An 18,949-nucleotide genomic window follows, 5' to 3' on the forward strand; every position below is an offset into this window, starting at 1 on the left:
GATGTGACTGTCACCCACCTGACAGCATCGATATAGAACACGGATGAAACGCTCAACATTGCCATTTTTTGCCGGCCAGTACCGCCAGGAACGCTTCGGCGCCCGTACCGTATTCAGCCCCCTGCCGGTGATGACCAATGTGCCGCCGCAGGATGACAGCCACTATGAAGACCTGCCGCGCAGTGAGTTCCTGCAATTACCCAAAGAGGAGCAAGACCGACTCTATCAGCTGCGCCAACAGCGGGTACGCGAGGCGCCCACCCTCTATGAGTGGGATCTTAAGGTAGCGACTGTGTATGGCATGGGGTGGCTCGCTGTTATGATTCCCTGCGGGATAATGGTGCTGATGGGCTTGGTTGCGCACTGGTACGAGTCTGACCAATGGTATGGTTTTTTTTTCATGGCACTGATTTTTGCGCCATTTATCCGCTACCTCTGGTTGGCCGACAAACAGTACCACTATCGGCTCACCACAGAGGGGCTGGTCACCACCTATCATGATGCTATTCCGGATGCAGCCTACGCGGTAGTGCGGGGGCTGGCTTGGTTTGGGGTCGTGGTTTGCATCGTCGGCGTGGCGTTGTTAGGCCCGGCCGCCTTGGTCGGCGCGGGTGGTTTTGCCGTGATGGCATTTTTCTTCACCGGTTTTAAAAATGTAGAAAGCACCTCAATAAGTGCTATCAAGCGTGGACACCCCCACATGATAAAAGTGACCCACAAGAGGCCATATATATCCTGTGATACAGACAGGTTTTATTTCGGATATTATTCAAATCTCGACTGTTATTGCCATCCCGAAGATATGCATAAAGTGTTGTCGCTGCTTATGAAGCAATTACCTGGGTCGGAACTCTTTTTATTGAAAAATGAACGAATAGTTGGCCTTTCTAAAGTTGGTACCCGTGACGGCAAACCAGCCCAACTATCAGATTTTGCCCCCTGACAATACCCATACCGGCTAACGCTTTCTTTCGCGCCTGTTACTGGTGCGATATTTCTTCATCAGCGCCATCTGGATGCTAACCACTTGTTTGTGCTGGGGGGCTATCTGCTGCTGACTGTGCTGATTAATATCTTCAAGCACAGCGAGCTGGAAAAATGGTTGGCGCAATCACGTCATGATCAGGATAAAACGTTGGGGGTGCGTGCAATCAAGCAAAAAGCGGCCCGGGAGCAGGCCGCTTTGTCTCTACCTTGTTCAATCAGACTCTGTCATTGCACCGCCAGGGTAATGTCAATCCTGTGGTGCCCGTCGGTCAGTGGTACGCGAAATGGTGAGCCGCAAGGCTCCATCAGCACATCATCGAGTCGGATTGTGTCTGCTTGCAGCCCCGATAACACCTCTGTATTCACCGCTATGTTGTAGTGGGCGGCATCAAGGGTGATGGTTGCGCTAAATCCGGGCCAATGCGCGGGCAAGTTGGGGGCGATGAGCAACAGCTGCCCCTCACGACGGATCCCCAATATGCCTTCGATACCGGCCTGATACATCCAGCCTGACGCCCCCGTGTACCAAGTCCAGCCGCCACGACCGTTGTGCGGCGCGACTGAGTAAATATCCGCAGCCATCACGTAAGGTTCAACCTTGTAACGCTCGACGGCCTCAGGATCCAGTGTATGGTTGATGGGGTTGAGCAGGCAGAACAGGTCATAAGCCTTGGTGCCTTCTTTGAGGCGCGCGAAGGCGAGGATGGCCCAGATGGCGGCATGAGTATACTGGCCGCCATTTTCGCGCAGTCCGGGCGGATATCCGCGAATATATCCCGGATTCTGGGTCAGCTTGTCAAACGGTGGACTGAACAGCAGAGACAAACCCTGATCGTATTTGATGAGGTGTTGCTCCAGGGATTGCATGGCTATTCTGGCTCGGGTCGGGTTGGCCGCACCGGACAGGACGGCCCAGGATTGTGCGATGGAGTCTATCTGGCATTCGGGGCTCTCTTTTGAACCCAGCCAGCTGCCGTCATCGAAGGTCGCCCGGCGATACCAGGCACCATCCCAGGCTTTGCGTTCCAGCGCGACCCCGACCCGATTGGCATGAGCCAGCCAGAGCTCGGCACGCTTGTCTTGACGTGCGTGGGCCAGAGGGGCAAACAGACTGATGGTGCGCAGCAGCAACCAGCCTAGCCAGACACTCTCCCCCTTGCCTTCACTGCCGACCTGATTCATCCCATCGTTCCAGTCACCCGAGCCCATGAGTGGCAGACCATTGCTCCCTGTGAGCGCCATGGCTTGGTCCAGGCAGCGAGTGCAATGCTCATACAGAGAGGCTGACGTTTCGGATACTTGTGGCAGGAAGAAGGCATCCTGCTGCTCCGTGCCCAGTGCCGGGCCTTCCAGAAACGGGATCTCCTCATCGAGAATGCTGTCATCGGCACTGCTTCGAACGTAGGTGGCCGTGGCGAAGGCCAGCCAGACCCTGTCATCGGAGATCCGGGTGCGCACACCCTGGCCCGAGTGGGGCAGCCACCAATGCTGCACATCCCCTTCAATGAACTGGCGAGCGGCCGTGCGCAACAAATGTTGTCGTGTGCTCCGGGGGGTGGCAAAGCTGAGCGCCATACCGTCTTGCAACTGGTCGCGAAAACCGTAAGCGCCTCCCGCCTGATAGAAGGCAGAACGAGCCCAGATCCGGCATGCGAGCGTTTGATACATCAGCCAGCCGTTGAGCATTATGTCCATGGCCCTGTCCGGGGTCTTGACCTGAACGGCCCCGAGCAGTGTCTGCCATTGAGCCTCCACCTCGTCCAGCACCACATCGAGATCATGACGATAGCGGGTGACGAGGGCTCGGGCTTGTTCGGTTGAGCCTGCCTGACCGAGCAGGATCACAAGCTCAAGGCTCTGACCCGGGGCAAGATCAACATGGGTTTGCAGCGCAGAGCAGGGGTCAATCCCGGCCCCTGTGCTGCCAGACAAGGCTTTATGGCTTGCCAGCGCCGCAGGAGAGGCGGGTTGACCACGGTATCCCAGGAACTCACTGCGATCGGCGGTCCAGCTCGTTTGCTGTCCCCCCAGATCGAGGAAGGCTACCCGGCCAGGGAAGGCGGCATTCCAGGGGTTGTGTGCCAGCATGGCCCCCGTCTGCGCATCCATCTGGGTCGTGATAAAGGGGGCTGTGACGCTGCGAGAGGCGCCCAATACCCATTCCACGTAACAGGTCACTGAGAGACGACGGGGGGCATTCGTCTGGTTGCGCAGTGTCAGGCGGGAGATCTTGACGGGATCCGCTACCGGGACATATTGCAGCAACTCGCTATGGATGCCGTGAACCTGATGCTCGAAACTGCTGTAACCGTAACCATGACGAGCGATATAGGTACCGCCATCACGAATGGGCTGAGCGGTCGTCGTCCAGAGATCAAGGGTCTCTTCATCGCGAATATAGATGACTTCACTGACGGGATCCGTCACAGGATCATTGGACCAGGCGGTCAGCTGGTTCTCTTTGCTGTTGTCTGCCCAGGTGTAACCACTGCCTTCGGTGGAGGCTTGAAAGCCAAACTGCGGATTGGCAATCACGTTGATCCAGGGGGCGGGTGTTGTGTGACCCGCGCTGAGCAAGGTGACATATTCACGTCCGTCTTTGGCAAACCCACCCAGCCCATTGAAACACTCCAGCTCGGGATGCTGTAAATGTTTGCTGGCGCTGATGTGGGGCGCCCTGAAGACAGGTGAGGGTTGCGGTGACTGGGATGTGTCTGGCAGACGGGCCAGTTGCTCCTGCAGGGAACCACGGCGAGCGACCAGTACGACCCGCGCCGCCGCATACAGCAGTTGGCAAACCTCGGCATTCATCAGATCGGTGCGCACCGTATAGACGGAGCCGCGGGCCAGCTCGCTATGGAAGCGGGGTCGGGACTGGCTGCTGCGCACGGCTGTCTCTATGCCATTTTGCAGATCCTGCACATAGGTGGCGGCGTGCTCATTGACGATCACCAGGTCGACGGCCAGACGTTTCATGCGCAGATATTCATGGGTCAGCAGCAGTTCGCGTACCTGGGCCAGATCCTCTATGTCATCGATGCGCAGCAGTATGATGGGCAGGTCACCTGAGATGGCGAGCTGCCAGAGGGCGGATTGCAGTGCCAGCCCATGCAATATGGTGTTCGATGAGGCGCGAAAGCGCGAGTCAGCGTAGAGCAGGGGAGCGGCGAGCCGCTGGAAGTTGGCCGCATCCGCCGCCTGAATATCCAGATGGTGCAACTGCACCTGTGCCTGGGTCCATGCCAGCGTCTTGGCTCGTTGGAAGGCATGGCGGTTGTGGTGCTGATCGATGAGATCGAGCAAGGCCTGCCGCGATGAAGCCACCAGCGTCCAGAATGCAACCTTGGTACTGCTGCCGGGCAAGACCTGCACCTGCTGGCGCAGCGAGAAAATGGGGTCGAGCACTGTGCCCGTTGTGTTGGACAGGGCAACATCCCGCTGCAAGGCATGGGCCGAGGCCAGGGTTCGACCCTGACCAATAAACCGGGCGCGATCGGATTCATATTGAAGCGTACCGGCCAGTTGCTCCTCGACAATGATGAAGTGAGCGGCCCAGATCTCGCTGTCTTCCGGTGTTCTGGGGCGCCGGGTCGCAATCAGCGCGCCCAGCTCCGCCAGAAATTCGGTGACCACAAAGAGTTTACTGAAGGCGGGATGCGCCCTGTCAGTTTCCGGTGTGGTCAGCACGACCTCGGCGTAAGAGGTGAGCTCGATACAGCGGGTGCTGCGACCACGGTTGTTCAGCGAGATACGTCGTACTTCGCCATCCGCTTCACCGGACACCAGGACTTCCAGTGTGGTGGTAAGGCGGTCGTGATGATGAATGAACTGTGCCCGATCCTCGGCAAAAACAACTTCCCCCTTGTGGTCGGAATTGCCCAGCGGGTGCGCACAAGGAGACCAGGTCTCACCACTGTGGACATCGTGCAAAAAGAGGAAAGAACCCCAGTGGTCCCGAGTGGCGTCCTCATGCCAGCGGGTGATGGCAATGTTGCCCCAACGGCTATAGCCGGCCCCCGCACTGGTGAGCATGACGTTGTAGCGACCGTTGGAGAGCAGGTGGGTCACGGGGGCGCCCAGGGTCGATGAGGACAAGCGGCGTACTGATCGCACGTCCTGTATGGTCCTGATCCGCGATGCCTTTATCTCGGCGGCACGGGGTCTGACAATGGGCATGTCCTGCGGGATCCGCTCTTGCAGCAGCAGTTCACAAGCCTGAATGATGGGCTCTTCATGAAATCTGGCGCGCATCAACCCCTGATGCAGGGCATTGGCGAGGGCGACGATGGTCATCCCCTGATGATGGGCCATGAAGTTGTGCACTATGGCCACATCCTGGTTATCGGGCAAACGGGACGGGGTAAAGTCCAGCGCCTCGTAAAAGCCGTAACGCCCTCCGCCACCCATGGCAGCCAGCCGTTGATAGTTTTTCAAGGCAGCGCCAGGGTTGACCATGGCGGCCAGACCTGTGGCATAGGGTGCTATCACCCGGTTTTCGGCCAGTCCGCGCTTGAGGGCAAGCTGGGGAATGCCGAAGTTGGAGTATTGATAGGTGAACTCCATGTCCCGGGCGTTGAACGCCGACTCCGATATGCCCCATGGAATGCCCAGCGAGTGGCCATAGCTTATCTGCAAGTCGACGATCAGGCGGTTGGTACACTCCAGCTGAGAGCCGATAGGGGCCCGCATGACAAGGGAGGGCATCAGATACTCGAACATGGAGCCGGACCAGGAGATCAGGGCCGCAGCTTGGCCCAGCGGGGTAGCAGAGCGACCCAGCTTGAACCAGTGCTTGGTCACGACATCACCTTTGGCGATGGCGAACAGGCTGGCAAGCCTTGCCTCTGAGGCGAGCAGATCATAACAACTGTTGTCGAGCCGGTTGTCGGAGAGGGAATACCCGATGGAGAGCAGCTGGCGCTCCGGATCCAGCAAGAATGCGAAGTCCATTCCCATGGCCAAGGTGCGTGCGCGTTCGGCCAGTGCTTGCAGCCGTGGCGCAAGCGCATCGGGGAGGCTGGCGTCATCCAGGCGATGTTCGGCCACCGTTTGCCTGAGCGCCTCTGACCAGAAGATGACCTCGGCCCCCTCTTTGGGATGCGCTGGCAGATCAATACGATGGGCTGTCTCGACGCCTTGCTGCGCAAGCCGTTCGAGCTCAGCTAGCTGGCTTGTTACGGGCTGCTCACCATAGATCTGGCTGCGGATTGCTTTCAGGCAGGCCGTGAGCGTGTTCACCGGCTCGCTGTTTTTCACCGGGTAGGCTTGCATGGCCTGACGCATCAGCAGATAGGTGTCTTGCAAGCCGCTGCGTATCGAGCTGTTGTCGGCGGCTTGTTGCCAGTTTTCGCAGGTGCTCGCGACCACCAGCAGATGGCCCGCAAGATTGCCACTGTCAACGGAAGAGACATAGGCCGGCTCCAGGGTGAGCAGACGCCGGGTGTCATACCAGTTGAAGAAGTGGCCCTTGAAGCGCGGCAAGTGTTGCATCACTTCCAGGGTGGCTTCCAGCCGTTTGATGACGGCCTCGCGCCCGGCCCAGCCAAAGTCATTGGCCGCCAGGGTCGAGAGCAAATAGAGCCCCATGTTGGTGGGCGAGGTTCTATGGGCAATGACCTCTGTCGGAACTTCCTGAAAGTTGTCAGGTGGCAGCTGGTTGTCGAGATCGGTCACAAAGGTCTCGAAATAGCGCCACGTCTTGCGGGCAATCAGCCGCAGCTCTACCGCTTCCCTGGCACTGCAGGTCATCTGTTTGCTCAGATAACGGGGCCGGCTGGTCCAGTACGCCACCAGGGGCGCCAGCAGCCAGAGGGTGCCAAAAGGCAGGACCAGCGGCCAGGCGGTGGGGGCACTGAACAGCGTCATGGCGCACACTCCCATTCCCAGTACCGCACCGCTCATCATCATTTGGTAAAAGCCCAGGCAGGCCAGTCGCGGTGCGCCCGAGGTTTGGGCCGTGGTGGTCCACTCCAGCAGGTGGCGATGTGACAGGGATAACCGGAACAGAGTACGGACTATGGCATCTGTCATGCGCCAGGTTTGGTCGGCCAGAAAGGTGAGGCTGAGCAGGGTTTGCATGACGGCACGCTGCAGGCTGTTGCCAATCCTGCCCACATAATGGCGCCATAAAATATCCTGTTTGCGGGGGAGTATGGTGAAGATGAGGGGCAAAAATATCGGAAGAGCAAGACAGGCAAGCAGCATCAGATCCGCCGCCACCGCCGTGCCCAACGGCAGTTGCCAGGATGCGAGAAAAGCCAGCAGGGCACTCGGTGCCAGCAGTGAACGGCAGAGGTTATCAAACATTTTCCAACGCCCTATCAGGGGCAGTGAGTGCTGGCCATGTTTGCGCTGACAGATCCAGGCGAGCAGTTGCCAGTCGCCGCGTGTCCAGCGATGCTGCCGTTTGGCACTGACGTCGTACCGCGATGGAAACTCTTCGACAACTTCAATATCCGAGGCCAACCCTGCGCGGGCAAAGATGCCCTCAAACAGGTCGTGGCTCAGGTGACTATTTTCCGGTACACGCCCTTCCAGCGCGGCGGTAAAAGCATCGACGTCGTAGATGCCCTTGCCGGTGAAAGAGCCCTCCCCGAACAGATCCTGATAGATGTCCGAAACGGTGGCTGCATAGGGATCCATGCCGCCGGGCCCTGAGTAGAGCCGTTGGTAATAAGAGCCATCCTGACCCAGTGGAAGAGAGGGGGTGACACGGGGCTGGAGAATGCCATAGCCATGGGTGACGCGCTGCTGCTCGGCATCAAAATGCGCGCAGTTGAGTGGATGCGCCATCTTGGCAATCAGGCGACTGGCGGTATCCCGCGGCAATCGGGTATCTGCATCCAGCGTGATGACATAGCGCACATTTTGGGGGACGGCAGGGGGCTGACCATCGATCACCATAAAACTGGTGTCCGTTGCGCCTCGCAGCAAACGGTTCAGCTCATAGAGCTTGCCACGCTTGCGCTCCCAGCCCATCCAGCACTCTTCGCCCGGGTTGAACTGGCGGTGGCGATGGAGCAGCAGAAAGCGATCCCCTGACGGCCCGGGGCCATATTTGCTGTTCAAGCGGGCGATGGCCTGACTGGCTTCGCTCAGCAGGGCCGCATCTTCGGGCATGTGTTCCTGGGCTGCATCCATCCCGTCGGAGAGCAGGGCAAAGCTGAGGTCGCCACTGATCCCTGACAGGTGATGGATCTCCAGCTGCTCGACTTGTGCCAGCAGATCGGAGTGAGAGGTCAGCAGGGTGGGGATGACCACCATGGTGCGCAGGGATGAGGGAATGCCGTGAGTGAGATCCATGGCCGGCAGAGGCATGGGCACCAGATAAAAACTGATGAGATAGTTGACCAGCGAGATGGCTGCCGCCTTGACCGGCAAGAAGGCAAACAGGATGAAGAGCGGCATCCAGAGGGACCATGGCTCACCGGGCTGTGCGAGCTGCTGGTAGGTGAATGTCAGCAAAAGCAGCGTCAGCAGGGTAATGATGCCGACATAGCCGCCGATCCCGAGTCGGGAATGAAACCGGTGAAGTCGAAGGCGTAACGGGGGGCGAAAACCCAGATCGGTTTCCAGGGCGAGTCGGCCCTCGGCCATCAGATGATAACCGGGATCCTGCACCCTGAGTTTCATGTCATCTGGCAAGGTGTCGACATCTTGTCGGGTCGCCGACAGGACCCGCGCCGTGACATCCAGCTCATCGTGGGGGGAAGAGCGGGCCAGCAGCTCGATTGCCCGGCGATAGAGATTGCGGGTGGGAAAGTCCATCTCGGCGAAGTGGGTACTGGCTCGTAACTGCTGATCCACCAGACTCATCTTTTCAAATTGCTCGCTCCAATCGATGTTCGAGATGAATCGCATGCTGGTGATGATGTTGCGAATGGTGACGTTGGAGGCCCCCTGCCGCTGCTGTGCATGCTGGACCACCTCATCGATGGACCCCCCCTGCAGCGTCAGGCGCGCTTCCAGCCAGCCGAGTGCCGGTGTGATATCGGGATCCTGGTCACGCAGTTGTTTGACGAGTTGAGCGGCAAAAATCTCGGACAGGGGGCCTGTGGCACGAGAAGCTATATCTTCGTTCAGTGCCGACAAGGCGCACCCAGAGGCGAGCAGGCGCGAGCAAAGAAGATCTGCATCGGCTCTGGCCTGGCGGGCCAGCGAGATCTGTTCAACCAGACGCCGCAAGTTTTCAATGAGCACGATCCTGAGGGTGATGGGCACAGCCCATAACTCACCGATGGTCAGGGGTTGCACACGCTGATAGGCCAGAATGAAACGGCTCAAGGTCTCGGGGTCGAAGTGGCTGTCGTTGTGGGCAATGAAAGCCCAGGCGATACCAAAAACTCTGGGATAACCGGCAAAGGGGCCTTCGGCCAGCTTTGGCAGCTGGCGGTAGTAGCTGGTGGGCAGGCTGCTGCGGATCTCGTAGAGCTGGGCTTCGACCAGGTGATAGTTGTCGAGGAACCACTCGGCCGCATGGGTCAGATCATGTCCCAGTTCGAGTTCAGCTGCATTTGCCTGATGGGCGGATGACAAGACCGCCTCGTTTTCTTTCAGGCGCAGATGCAATGATTGCACCGCCGCCGGTCTGGCGGTGACTGACTGGGCTTCTGCCAGCGTCATGGCGTGGGATTCCAGCCGCTCTATGCCGAACAGCTCTTCACGAACGGGCTCCTTGTCCTGCCAAGGGTCATTGGTTGGCTTGAAGCCAAATAACCTAGCGCACCAACCATTCATGGATATCTCCCTGCTTGTTGTTACCGGACCCGGGTCCGCGTTCGTGGAACATCAATCCATCGTTGGATATGGGTAATGTCTCTCTGTTGTCGGCGGCTCGGTCGGAGCCATCGACATGCATGACTGATGAAGGGGCCAGCCTCGCCTGTCGCGCGACAGGCAGACAGGCAAGGGAAGGGCCCAGGTGTTGGGTAGCGAATGAACGGTTCACTGGAAGAACGGGAAAGGTGAGTCCTGGCGGTTCTTCAAAGGCGGGCATAAATGACCTGTCGCCAGATCTGACAGTCGTGGTAATTAAAATAAAAATGCAGTAGCCGCGAAAACACTATGGCGGGAGGGCGGCGGGCTGTCTGTTCGTTAACGTACATATCAAGGTAGGCCGTACTGGTAAGGTCGAACCGTCCTGTTGCACCTTGCTCAACGATTCACTTGAGTTCGCTCATGCCTCAGGCCACTTCCTTGTCAGGGTTGCCAGTGACAGTCTGGTTGTCTCCTGGTCATGGTTGAAGGACAACGCAGACTAGGGAGTTGATATGACTGACAAGACAGCACCATCCCGTACCGGCATCGTGGTCTCGGTGCGTGGCAGCGTGGTGGATGTTCGCTTCGACACGCAATTACCCCCCATTCATTCACTGCTGAGAACGGGTGATGAGGGGGACATCGTCATCGAGGTTCAAGCCCAGCTTGATGCACAACGCGTGCGTGGCATTGCCCTGACTCCCACCCAGGGATTGGCGCGGGGCACCCTGGTGAGCGACAGTGGTGGCCCCCTGTTGGCGCCGGTCGGCAAGGGCACGCTGTCACGAATGTTTGATGTCTTTGGTCAAGCGATCGATCGTCTGCCGCCCCCAACCGTGGATTGGCGTAGCGTACACAACACGCCGCCGGCATTGGCAAGGCGCTCGACGCAGCCTGAGATTTTCCTGACCGGGATCAAGCTGATCGATGTACTCATGCCCTTGGAGCGCGGGGGTAAAGCCGGCCTGTTTGGCGGTGCAGGCGTTGGCAAGACTGTCTTGCTCACGGAAATGATCCACAACATGCTGGGTCAGCATAAAGGGGTGAGCATCTTTTGCGGGATAGGTGAACGCTGTCGCGAAGGGGAGGAGCTCTATCGCGATATGAAGGCCGCTGGCGTGCTCGACAACATGGTGATGGTGTTCGGGCAGATGAACGAATCCCCGGGCGCCCGATTTCGTGTGGGTCATGCCGCGCTGACCATGGCGGAGTACTTTCGTGATGACGAGCATAGCGATGTGTTGCTGCTCGTCGACAATATATTCCGCTTTATCCAGGCCGGCATGGAAGTGTCGGGGCTGATGGGGCAGATGCCGGCTCGTCTTGGCTACCAGCCGACCATGGGCACTGAGCTGGCCCAACTGGAGGAGCGCATCGCCAATACCGATACCGGTGCCATCACGTCGATCCAGGCCGTTTATGTACCCGCAGATGACTTCACGGATCCGGCCGCCGTGCATACCTTCTCGCACCTCTCCGCATCGATTGTGCTGTCGCGCAAACGGGCGAGCGAAGGGCTATATCCGGCCATTGATCCCTTGCAGTCAAATTCCAAAATGGCGACGCCTGGCATCATTGGCGAGCGACACTACACGCTGGCACAGGCGATCCGCCGTACCCTGGCGCAATACGCCGATCTCAAAGACATCATTACAATGCTTGGTATGGAGCAACTGTCGAGCGAGGACCGCAACGTGGTGGCGCGTGCCCGGCGACTGGAACGTTTTCTGACTCAGCCATTTTTCACTACTGAACAATTCACCGGCATGCAGGGGCGACAGGTGAGCCTGGATGATGCCCTGGCGGGTTGCGAGCGTATTTTGCGCGACGAGTTCAAGGATGTACCGGAAAGTGCACTGTATATGATCGGAGCCATCGATGAAGCGCTCGACAAACAAGCCAACAAAGAGAAAGCGAGTTCCCATGAGACTTAAGATTTTGTTGCCTTTCAAGGTGTTTGCCGAGAAAGCGGATGTGCTGCGCATCGTTGCCGAATCGACATATGGATCCTTTGGTCTGCTACCCAATCGGCTCGACTGCGCTGCCGTACTGGTGCCGGGCATTCTGGTGTTCGAGACGAGTACAGAGCACGAGGTCTGTGTTGCGGTCGATCAGGGGGTATTGGTGAAGACGGGTGACGAGGTACTGGTGTCCGTGCGCAATGCCATCGGCAACCTGGAACTTGAACAATTGCGTGCCGCCGTTGAGCGAGAATTTTTAACGCTTGATGAGCAGGAAAAAAGCGCGCGAGCTGCGCTGTCAAAACTTGAAGCGGGTTTTGTACACCGTTTCGTGGCCATGCAACATGACTGAGCAAGGACACAAGCCGGGCGATGGCAAACGCGGGTTCAGCGAGCTGATTGGCAACAAGGCTGAGCGAAAAGTAAAGGCGCAGCAACAAGTCACACGCACCGTCTGGTCGGGTCTGGGCATGATGGGTCTGATTGGCTGGTCGATCGCGATCCCCACATTGCTGGGGGCGGCACTGGGTCTTTGGCTTGATGAGCGATACCCGGGCGGCCAGTCATGGACGTTGGCGCTGCTGGCTGCGGGTCTGACCCTCGGCTGCTTCAATGCCTGGCGCTGGCTGGCAAAAGAAGACAGTGAAATTCACGATAAGGGAAAAAAACATGATGAATGAATGGCTCATTTTGAGTGGCAGCCTGTTTGCCGGCGTCGTGCTGGGCCTGCTCTTTTTTGGCGGCCTGTGGTGGACGGTTCGCCGAGGCGTCGCCTCTGCCCAGACAGCCCTCTGGTTTTTTTGCAGTCTGCTTCTGCGCTCGGCGATCGTGATGGTGGGCTTTTGGCTCGTTGGTGGTGCTGACTGGCAGCGCTGGGCGGCTCTGCTGCTGGGGTTTATCTTCGCTCGGCTTGTTGTCACACGAGTCACTCGCAAGATGCCAGTATTGATCGGTGCTCAATATGCACCTTAGCCCGGACGTCCTTGTTTTCTGGCAATTCGGCTTTGTCAAGCTCAATGCCACCATCGTCTACAGCTGGGGCCTTATGTTCGTATTGACGTTCGGTTCATGGCTGGTGACCCGTCGCTTGTCGAAAGGACTGGACCGTAGCCGCTGGCAGAACCTGTTGGAAATCATAGTCACCGGTATCGTCGATCAGATTGCGGAAGTCGGGCTGCTCAAGCCACGGCTCTACCTCGGCTTTATTGGGACGTTGTTTCTTTTTGTCGCCAGCGCCAACCTGGTCACCATCATACCTGGCTACGAGCCACCCACCGGCTCCTTGTCGACGACCACGGCACTGGCTATTTGCGTATTTTTTGCCGTCCCGATCTTCGGCATTGCCGACAGCGGCCTGACCGCGTATCTGCAAGCCTACGTCAAGCCGACCCTGATCATGTTGCCTTTCAATATTGTCAGCGAATTGTCACGCACCTTGGCATTGGCCGCCCGTCTGTTTGGCAACATGATGAGCGGAACCATGATCCTTGCCATCTTGCTCACCATAACCCCCTTTATTTTTCCTGTAATCATGAGTGCGTTAGGACTGCTGACCGGCATGGTGCAGGCCTATATCTTCAGCATTCTGGCGGCCGTCTACATCGCCGCTGCCACCCGGGTCCGTGAACCCAAGCCTGAAGTAGCTCCCGAAACCACACCCATTTCCCAAAAGGACTGATCATGGACAGTTTGACCCTCATTGCCATTGCTTCGATTATCACATCTGGCTTGACCATCGCCATTGGCAGCATAGGCCCGGCGCTCGGTGAAGGCCGGGCGGTGGCGATGGCGCTTAGCGCGCTGGCGCAACAACCTGATGCATCAGCCACCATCACTCGTACCCTGTTCGTTGGCTTGGCCATGGTCGAGTCGGTGGCTATCTACTGTTTTGTGGTGTCGATGATCCTGATCTTCGCCAATCCGTTCTGGAATCAAGCCATCGCCGCCGTGGCAGGAAAATAGATCATGCTTATCGACTGGTTCACCGTCGGCGCGCAAGTGGTCAACTTTTTGATCCTGGCCTGGCTGCTGAAACGCTTTCTCTATCACCCGATACTCGATGCAATTGACGCCCGTGAGAAGCGCATTGCTACCGAGCTGGCCAATGCAGCTCAACAGCAAGCATCGGCTACAGAGGAGAGAGAAAATTTTGAGCAACGAAATTCCGAGCTCGATCGCAACAAGGCAACACTCCTCAAAGAGGCAACAGAGGCTGCTCATGTCGAGCGCCAGCGGCTGCTTGACGAGGCAAGGCAAGCTGCGAGCGCCCTGATTGCCAAAGGCAAAGCCTCCCTGCAAAGCGAGGCGCACGCACTGCACCATGATATTCGCCAGCGGACCAGCCAGGAGGTCTTTGCCATTGCGGACAAGGCATTGACCGGTCTTGCCGGTATCACGCTCGAGGCCCGTATGGTCGATGTGTTTGTCGCCCATCTGCGTGACCTGAACGACACCGACAAGGCGGCGCTGAGCAAGGCGCTGCAGACCTCCGGGCAGCCACTGGTGGTCAGCAGTACCTTCGCGTTGTCGGACGAGCAGCGCAACTTGCTGGAGACGACTATCCAGCCATTACAAGATAAGGCCCCCGCGTTGCGCTATGAAACTGTGCCGGAACTCGTGTGTGGCATAGAGCTGCGCGCCGAAGGTTACAAGGTTGACTGGAGCATTGCCGAATACTTGGTCAGCCTGGAAAAAAGCATTGGTGAGCTGCTCAAACCCGCCAGTACTTCAGAAGGTACAGCCAATGCCTCCTGATACTCTGCAGCAGGTATTGGCATCGACTTTCTCCGCTATTGAGAGGGGCCGCGACACCTTTGTTCATGGCATAGTGACCCGGGAAGTCGGCTATATCACCCGCGTTACCGCCGGTATTGCCAGCGTCTCCGGCCTGCCGGGTATCGGCTTTGAAGAGGTACTTGTTTTCCCCGGCGGCATTCAGGGTATTGCCTTCAATGTCGATGAAGATGAGATTGGCGTTGTGCTGCTTGGAAATTATTGGTTGTTGCACGCTGGCGACCAGGTTGAGCGCAGTGGTCATGTTGTCGATGTGCCGGTCGGGGAGCGCTTGATTGGCCGGGTCATCAATCCCCTGGGCGAGCCCCTCGACGATCAAGGGCCCTTGTCGCCCGGGGAGCGCCTGCCGATCGAGCGTCCTGCCGCTGATATCATGGATCGGGCCCCGGTCACAGTGCCCTTGCAAACCGGCATCAAGGTCGTTGATGCGCTCATTCCCATTGGACGCGGCCAGCGCGAATTGATCCTGGGTGACAGGCAGACTGGCAAGACGGCCATTGCACTGGACGCCATTCTCAATCAGCGTGACAAGAATGTGCTCTGTGTCTACTGTGCCATTGGCCAGCGTGCCGCCGGCGTTGCCAAGGTGATTGCGACGCTGCGAGAAAAGGGGGCGCTGGAGTACACGGTTGTCGTCGTTGCTGAAGGAAACGATCCCCCTGGTCTGGCCTATATCACGCCCTATGCCGCGACCAGCATTGCTGAGTATTTCATGGAGCAAGGGCGCGATGTGCTGGTGGTTTACGATGACCTGACACATCACGCCCGTGCCTATCGCGAACTCTCCTTGCTGCTGCGTCGACCGCCGGGTCGCGAAGCCTTTCCCGGTGACATTTTCTACATCCATTCGCGTCTGCTCGAGAGAGCTACCCATCTGTGCAAGGAACTTGGTGGCGGCTCTCTGACGGCCTTGCCCATCATAGAGACAGAAGCTCAGGATATGTCGGCGTACATTCCGACCAACCTGATATCGATCACCGATGGTCAAATTTACCTGTCACCCGTTCTCTTCGAATTGGGGGTGTTGCCTGCGGTCGATGTCGGCCAGTCCGTGTCGCGGGTTGGCGGCAAGGCGCAGCGTGCTGCCTATCGGGCTGTTGCCGGTGATCTCAAGCTGGCCTATGCCCAGTTCGAAGAGCTGGAAACCTTCTCGCGCTTCGGCGCCCGACTCGATGCAGCCACTCAGTTGCAGCTCGCGCACGGCCGTCGCATCCGTGCCTGTTTGAAACAACAAGAATTTTCACCCTTCCCCATGGTGCAGCAAATTGCAGTGTTGCTGGCGCTGAGTGCGGGTTTGTTTGATCAGATCCCGCTCGACAGGATGAAAGAAGCCGAGGACGCCGTTTGCGATGCCGCCGACCAGGTCTCGCCAGCGCTCTGCGCCCGCTTGGAAAGCACCGAAACACTCGAGGATGAAGACAGTGCTCAGATAGTTGACCTGGCGCGGCAAGCACTCGTTCAGTTCCAGCCGGTTGACGAGGTAAGCGAATGAGTAAAACGGCCGTCAGTCTGCGTCGCCAGATAGCCAGTGCCAGTGACCTCGAATCCGTTGTGCGGACGATGAAGGCGATGGCCGCCTCGAGCATTGGTCAGTATGAAAATGCGGTGCGTTCCCTGGATGACTATGACCGAACGGTTCAACTCGGCCTGCTGACCTTTTTTCGCCAACAGCAGGGCGACCTGGTTCGGTCCGCAGCGCTCAAGGATGAGGGACCCACGGGTGTCATCGTATTCGGGTCGGATCAGGGGCTGGTCGGGCAGTTTAACGAATCACTGGCTGAGTTCGTCAGTGAAACGCTGGATAAGCTGCCAGGTCGTAAAATCATCTGGACCGCAGGGGATCGTATCCGCTCCCGCCTCGATGACAGCGCCCTTACCTTGGGACGGGCTTTTCGTCTGCCCAGCGCCATCTCGGCGATCACTCCGCTGGTCAGCGAGATCCTTATCGAGACAGAATCTCTGCGCGAGCGCGGAGAAGTCAGCAATATCCTCTTGTTTCACAACCGCCCAAAGTCCGGCTCGCTTTACGAGCCTGTCTGTCAACCCTTCCTCCCCCTCGATGCCACCTGGCAACAGGCCTTGATGACCCGGAGCTGGCCGACCCAGTGTCTGCCAGAGTTGATCGGTCGCAGGGACAATACCCAGATGGCGTTGGTGCGCGAGTATCTCTTTATCTCCTTGTTTCGTGCGTGCGCCGAGTCGCTCGCGAGTGAAAATGCCAGCCGGTTTGCAGCCATGCAACGGGCGGAGAAAAACATTGGTGAATTGCTGGATACGCTTGAAAGTGAATTTCATCGCCTTCGCCAGAGTGCCATTGATGAAGAGCTGTTTGATGTGATCGCCGGTTTTGATGTGCTGCCGGATGATTAGATCCAAGGCAAGAGAGAGGAGGGCGTATATCACCCGTGGCATGCCCGGTGAGAGGGTGACAATTCATGGCGGTCGCATGCTGGCCTGTCGGTTGGATAACGCCATGAATGCCCATGTTCGTGAACCTCATCAATCCATTTAGGTCGCCTGTCCAACCGGATTGGATGCTGGCCGCACGAGTGTGCCCGGCCCTGCCACCTCGTCCATGGCTCTGACCCCCGCCAGTGTCTTGTTCACATGTACCTTGTTGTTCTGCTGATGGGATGTCGGCCAGTGCCCGGGGAGGCTCAGCGCTGGCGAGGGATTAGTCCTATCAGGTGCTGCAGGCTCTTCTGGCGTGGATGGCGGCGGGTGGCGAGGCTGATGCGGGTGGTGAGCGGTTCATCGGCGATGGGGTGATAGCTGACGCCGTGGGGATGCAGTTCGCTCACAGAGCGCGGGATGATGGCAACCCCGAAACCGGCCTGCACCATGCCGACGGTGGAGATCACCTGCGGGCTCTGGCTGCCGAGACGGGGGCTGAAACCGGCCCGCTGGCAGCGTTGGGTGATGGCATCGTGCAGGCCCGGCCCTAGTTCGCGGGGGAACAGGATGAAGGGATCCTGCGCCAGGGCCTCGATGGCGATGGCGCCCGTGCTTGCCAGCGGGTGGTGCGGGGGGAGGGCGATCAGCATCTCCTCCTCATCGATGAGATGGTGAGTCAGCGCCGAGCTGCTGCTGCACGGCAGGCGCAGTATGGCGGCATCCAGCTCCTCGCTCATCAGGTCGCGCACCAGATTGGGCATGCTGTTCTCGATGGGATGCAGGCTCACCTCTGGCCAGGCCTGGCGAAAGTCGTGGATGAGCCGCAGCACGCTCGGGTGCAGCACAGTGGAGCCGGCAAAGCCCAGGCGCAGGGAGCCAAGCTGACCGCGGGCGATGCGCTGGGCTTTCTGCATGGCCTGCTCGGTTTGCGACAGTATGCCCTTGGCATCCTGATAGAGGCTCAGCCCCGCCTCGGTCAGCTCCACACTGCGGGTCAGCCGGTGAAACAGTGGCGTGCCCACCTCCTGCTCAAATTTGCGGATCTGCTGGCTGAGGGGCGGCTGGGCCATGCCCAGCGCCTCGGCCGCCTTGGTAAAGCTCTGCTTCTCTGCCACGGCTACCAGGTAGCGCAGGTAACGAAATTCCATATCTGGTACGTCTCGAAGCTGATGGGTTTGGATATTGGTATCAAAGTGTGATCTTGGTCACTATTGAATCCTGATTTGCCAACCTAACAGGATTGGAGGTTAAATCCAAATGGAAACCCATACACAGTGTGACTGCGCCATCGAGATCAGCCAGCAGTTTGCTCGCTGGCAAGCCCGTCAGGGTGGTGGCGAGGTCTATCAGAGCTCCTTGATGAGCGCCCTGCTGGCCGGCGTCTATGAGGGCGAGACCACCATGGCCGATCTGCTGCGCCACGGCGACTTCGGCCTTGGCACTTTCAACCGGCTCGACGGCGAGCTGATTGCGTTCGAGCGCCAGATCCATCAACTCAAGGCCGATGGCTCGGCCCGTCCGGCTCAGGCTGGCCAGAAAACCCCGTTTGCGGTGATGACTCACTTTCGACCCTGTCTGGAGCGCCGCTTCGATCACCCCCTCAGCCGCGACGAGATCCATCAGTGGATCGATCAGCTGGTGGGCACCGACAACGTCTTCGTCGCTCTTCGCCTCGATGGTCTGTTTGAGCATGCCCAGGTACGCACAGTGCCCTGCCAGACCCCGCCCTACAAGCCCATGCTGGAGGCCATAGAGGCACAGCCCTTGTTCTCGTTCAGCCAGCGGCGCGGCACCCTGGTGGGCTTTCGCTGCCCGCCCTTCGTGCAGGGGATCAATGTGGCCGGCTATCACGAACATTTCATCACCGAAGATCGCAAGGGCGGTGGTCACATCCTCGATTACGCCATGGGCCACGGCCAGCTGCAATTGTCTGTGGTTCAGCATCTCAACATAGAGCTGCCGCGCAACCCTGCCTTTCAACAGGCTGACCTCAATCCCGCCGATCTGGACCGCGCCATCCGCGCTGCCGAAGGTTAATCCCTTCGCCTACAAGGAGT

At 58.5% G+C, this 18,949-nt stretch carries 13 protein-coding genes; 11 read left to right on the forward strand and 2 right to left on the reverse strand.

Annotated elements, in window-relative coordinates; translation table 11 throughout:
• Positions 1–43 precede the first annotated feature (43 nt).
• The gene (locus GWQ29_RS05200; protein ID WP_275918904.1) at positions 44–943 is read left to right on the forward strand and encodes a hypothetical protein; all 900 of its coding nucleotides are present in this window, start codon (positions 44–46) and stop codon (positions 941–943) included.
• Between the two features lie 269 nt (positions 944–1,212).
• Here the strand turns inward: GWQ29_RS05200 and GWQ29_RS05205 are convergent, their stop codons facing one another.
• On the reverse strand, positions 1,213–9,723 hold the full coding sequence (locus tag GWQ29_RS05205; protein WP_275918905.1) for a glucoamylase family protein: 8,511 nt from the start codon (positions 9,721–9,723) through the stop codon (positions 1,213–1,215).
• 533 nt (positions 9,724–10,256) lie between these two features.
• Here GWQ29_RS05205 and atpD point away from each other — a divergent pair.
• Genes atpD through GWQ29_RS05250 form a run of 9 tightly spaced genes read left to right on the forward strand, consistent with a single transcriptional unit; the run spans position 10,257 to position 16,868 of the window.
• Complete coding sequence (atpD, locus tag GWQ29_RS05210; RefSeq protein WP_275918906.1) at positions 10,257–11,678, forward strand: F0F1 ATP synthase subunit beta; 1,422 nt, start codon at positions 10,257–10,259, stop codon at positions 11,676–11,678.
• On the forward strand, positions 11,668–12,057 hold the full coding sequence (locus GWQ29_RS05215; RefSeq protein WP_270688414.1) for a F0F1 ATP synthase subunit epsilon: 390 nt from the start codon (positions 11,668–11,670) through the stop codon (positions 12,055–12,057). The genes atpD and GWQ29_RS05215 overlap by 11 nt, the downstream gene beginning before the upstream one ends.
• Positions 12,050–12,385, forward strand: coding sequence for an AtpZ/AtpI family protein (locus tag GWQ29_RS05220; RefSeq protein ID WP_275918907.1), 336 nt, complete (start codon positions 12,050–12,052; stop codon positions 12,383–12,385). Before GWQ29_RS05215 ends, GWQ29_RS05220 begins: the two co-directional genes overlap by 8 nt.
• Positions 12,375–12,677 carry an ATP synthase subunit I gene (locus GWQ29_RS05225; protein WP_275918908.1) on the forward strand — a complete coding sequence of 101 codons (303 nt, stop codon included), beginning with the start codon at positions 12,375–12,377 and terminating at the stop codon, positions 12,675–12,677. The genes GWQ29_RS05220 and GWQ29_RS05225 overlap by 11 nt, the downstream gene beginning before the upstream one ends.
• Positions 12,667–13,383, forward strand: a complete 717-nt coding sequence (locus tag GWQ29_RS05230) for a F0F1 ATP synthase subunit A (protein ID WP_265432998.1) — start codon at positions 12,667–12,669, stop codon at positions 13,381–13,383. Before GWQ29_RS05225 ends, GWQ29_RS05230 begins: the two co-directional genes overlap by 11 nt.
• Before the next feature lie 2 nt (positions 13,384–13,385).
• A complete protein-coding gene (locus GWQ29_RS05235) occupies positions 13,386–13,667 on the forward strand; it encodes a F0F1 ATP synthase subunit C (RefSeq protein WP_099991851.1) in 282 nt (93 codons plus the stop codon).
• Positions 13,668–13,670: 3 nt separating this feature from the next.
• A complete protein-coding gene (locus GWQ29_RS05240; RefSeq protein ID WP_275918909.1) occupies positions 13,671–14,459 on the forward strand; it encodes a hypothetical protein in 789 nt (262 codons plus the stop codon).
• The gene (locus tag GWQ29_RS05245; protein WP_275918910.1) at positions 14,449–15,990 is read left to right on the forward strand and encodes an alternate F1F0 ATPase, F1 subunit alpha; all 1,542 of its coding nucleotides are present in this window, start codon (positions 14,449–14,451) and stop codon (positions 15,988–15,990) included. Before GWQ29_RS05240 ends, GWQ29_RS05245 begins: the two co-directional genes overlap by 11 nt.
• A complete protein-coding gene (locus tag GWQ29_RS05250) occupies positions 15,987–16,868 on the forward strand; it encodes a F0F1 ATP synthase subunit gamma (RefSeq protein ID WP_275918911.1) in 882 nt (293 codons plus the stop codon). The genes GWQ29_RS05245 and GWQ29_RS05250 overlap by 4 nt, the downstream gene beginning before the upstream one ends.
• A 287-nt stretch (positions 16,869–17,155) precedes the next feature.
• Here GWQ29_RS05250 and GWQ29_RS05255 read toward each other — a convergent pair whose 3' ends face one another.
• On the reverse strand, positions 17,156–18,040 hold the full coding sequence (locus GWQ29_RS05255) for a LysR family transcriptional regulator (protein WP_275918912.1): 885 nt from the start codon (positions 18,038–18,040) through the stop codon (positions 17,156–17,158).
• A gap of 109 nt (positions 18,041–18,149) precedes the next feature.
• Between GWQ29_RS05255 and budA the strand changes: the two genes are divergently transcribed.
• Entirely contained in the window at positions 18,150–18,929 is a 780-nt protein-coding gene (budA, locus tag GWQ29_RS05260) for an acetolactate decarboxylase (RefSeq protein ID WP_275918913.1), read from the forward strand.
• Positions 18,930–18,949 lie beyond the last annotated feature (20 nt).

The organism is Aeromonas sp. 2HA2 (assembly GCF_029237345.1).
Taxonomy (GTDB): Bacteria; Pseudomonadota; Gammaproteobacteria; order Enterobacterales; family Aeromonadaceae; genus Aeromonas; species Aeromonas salmonicida.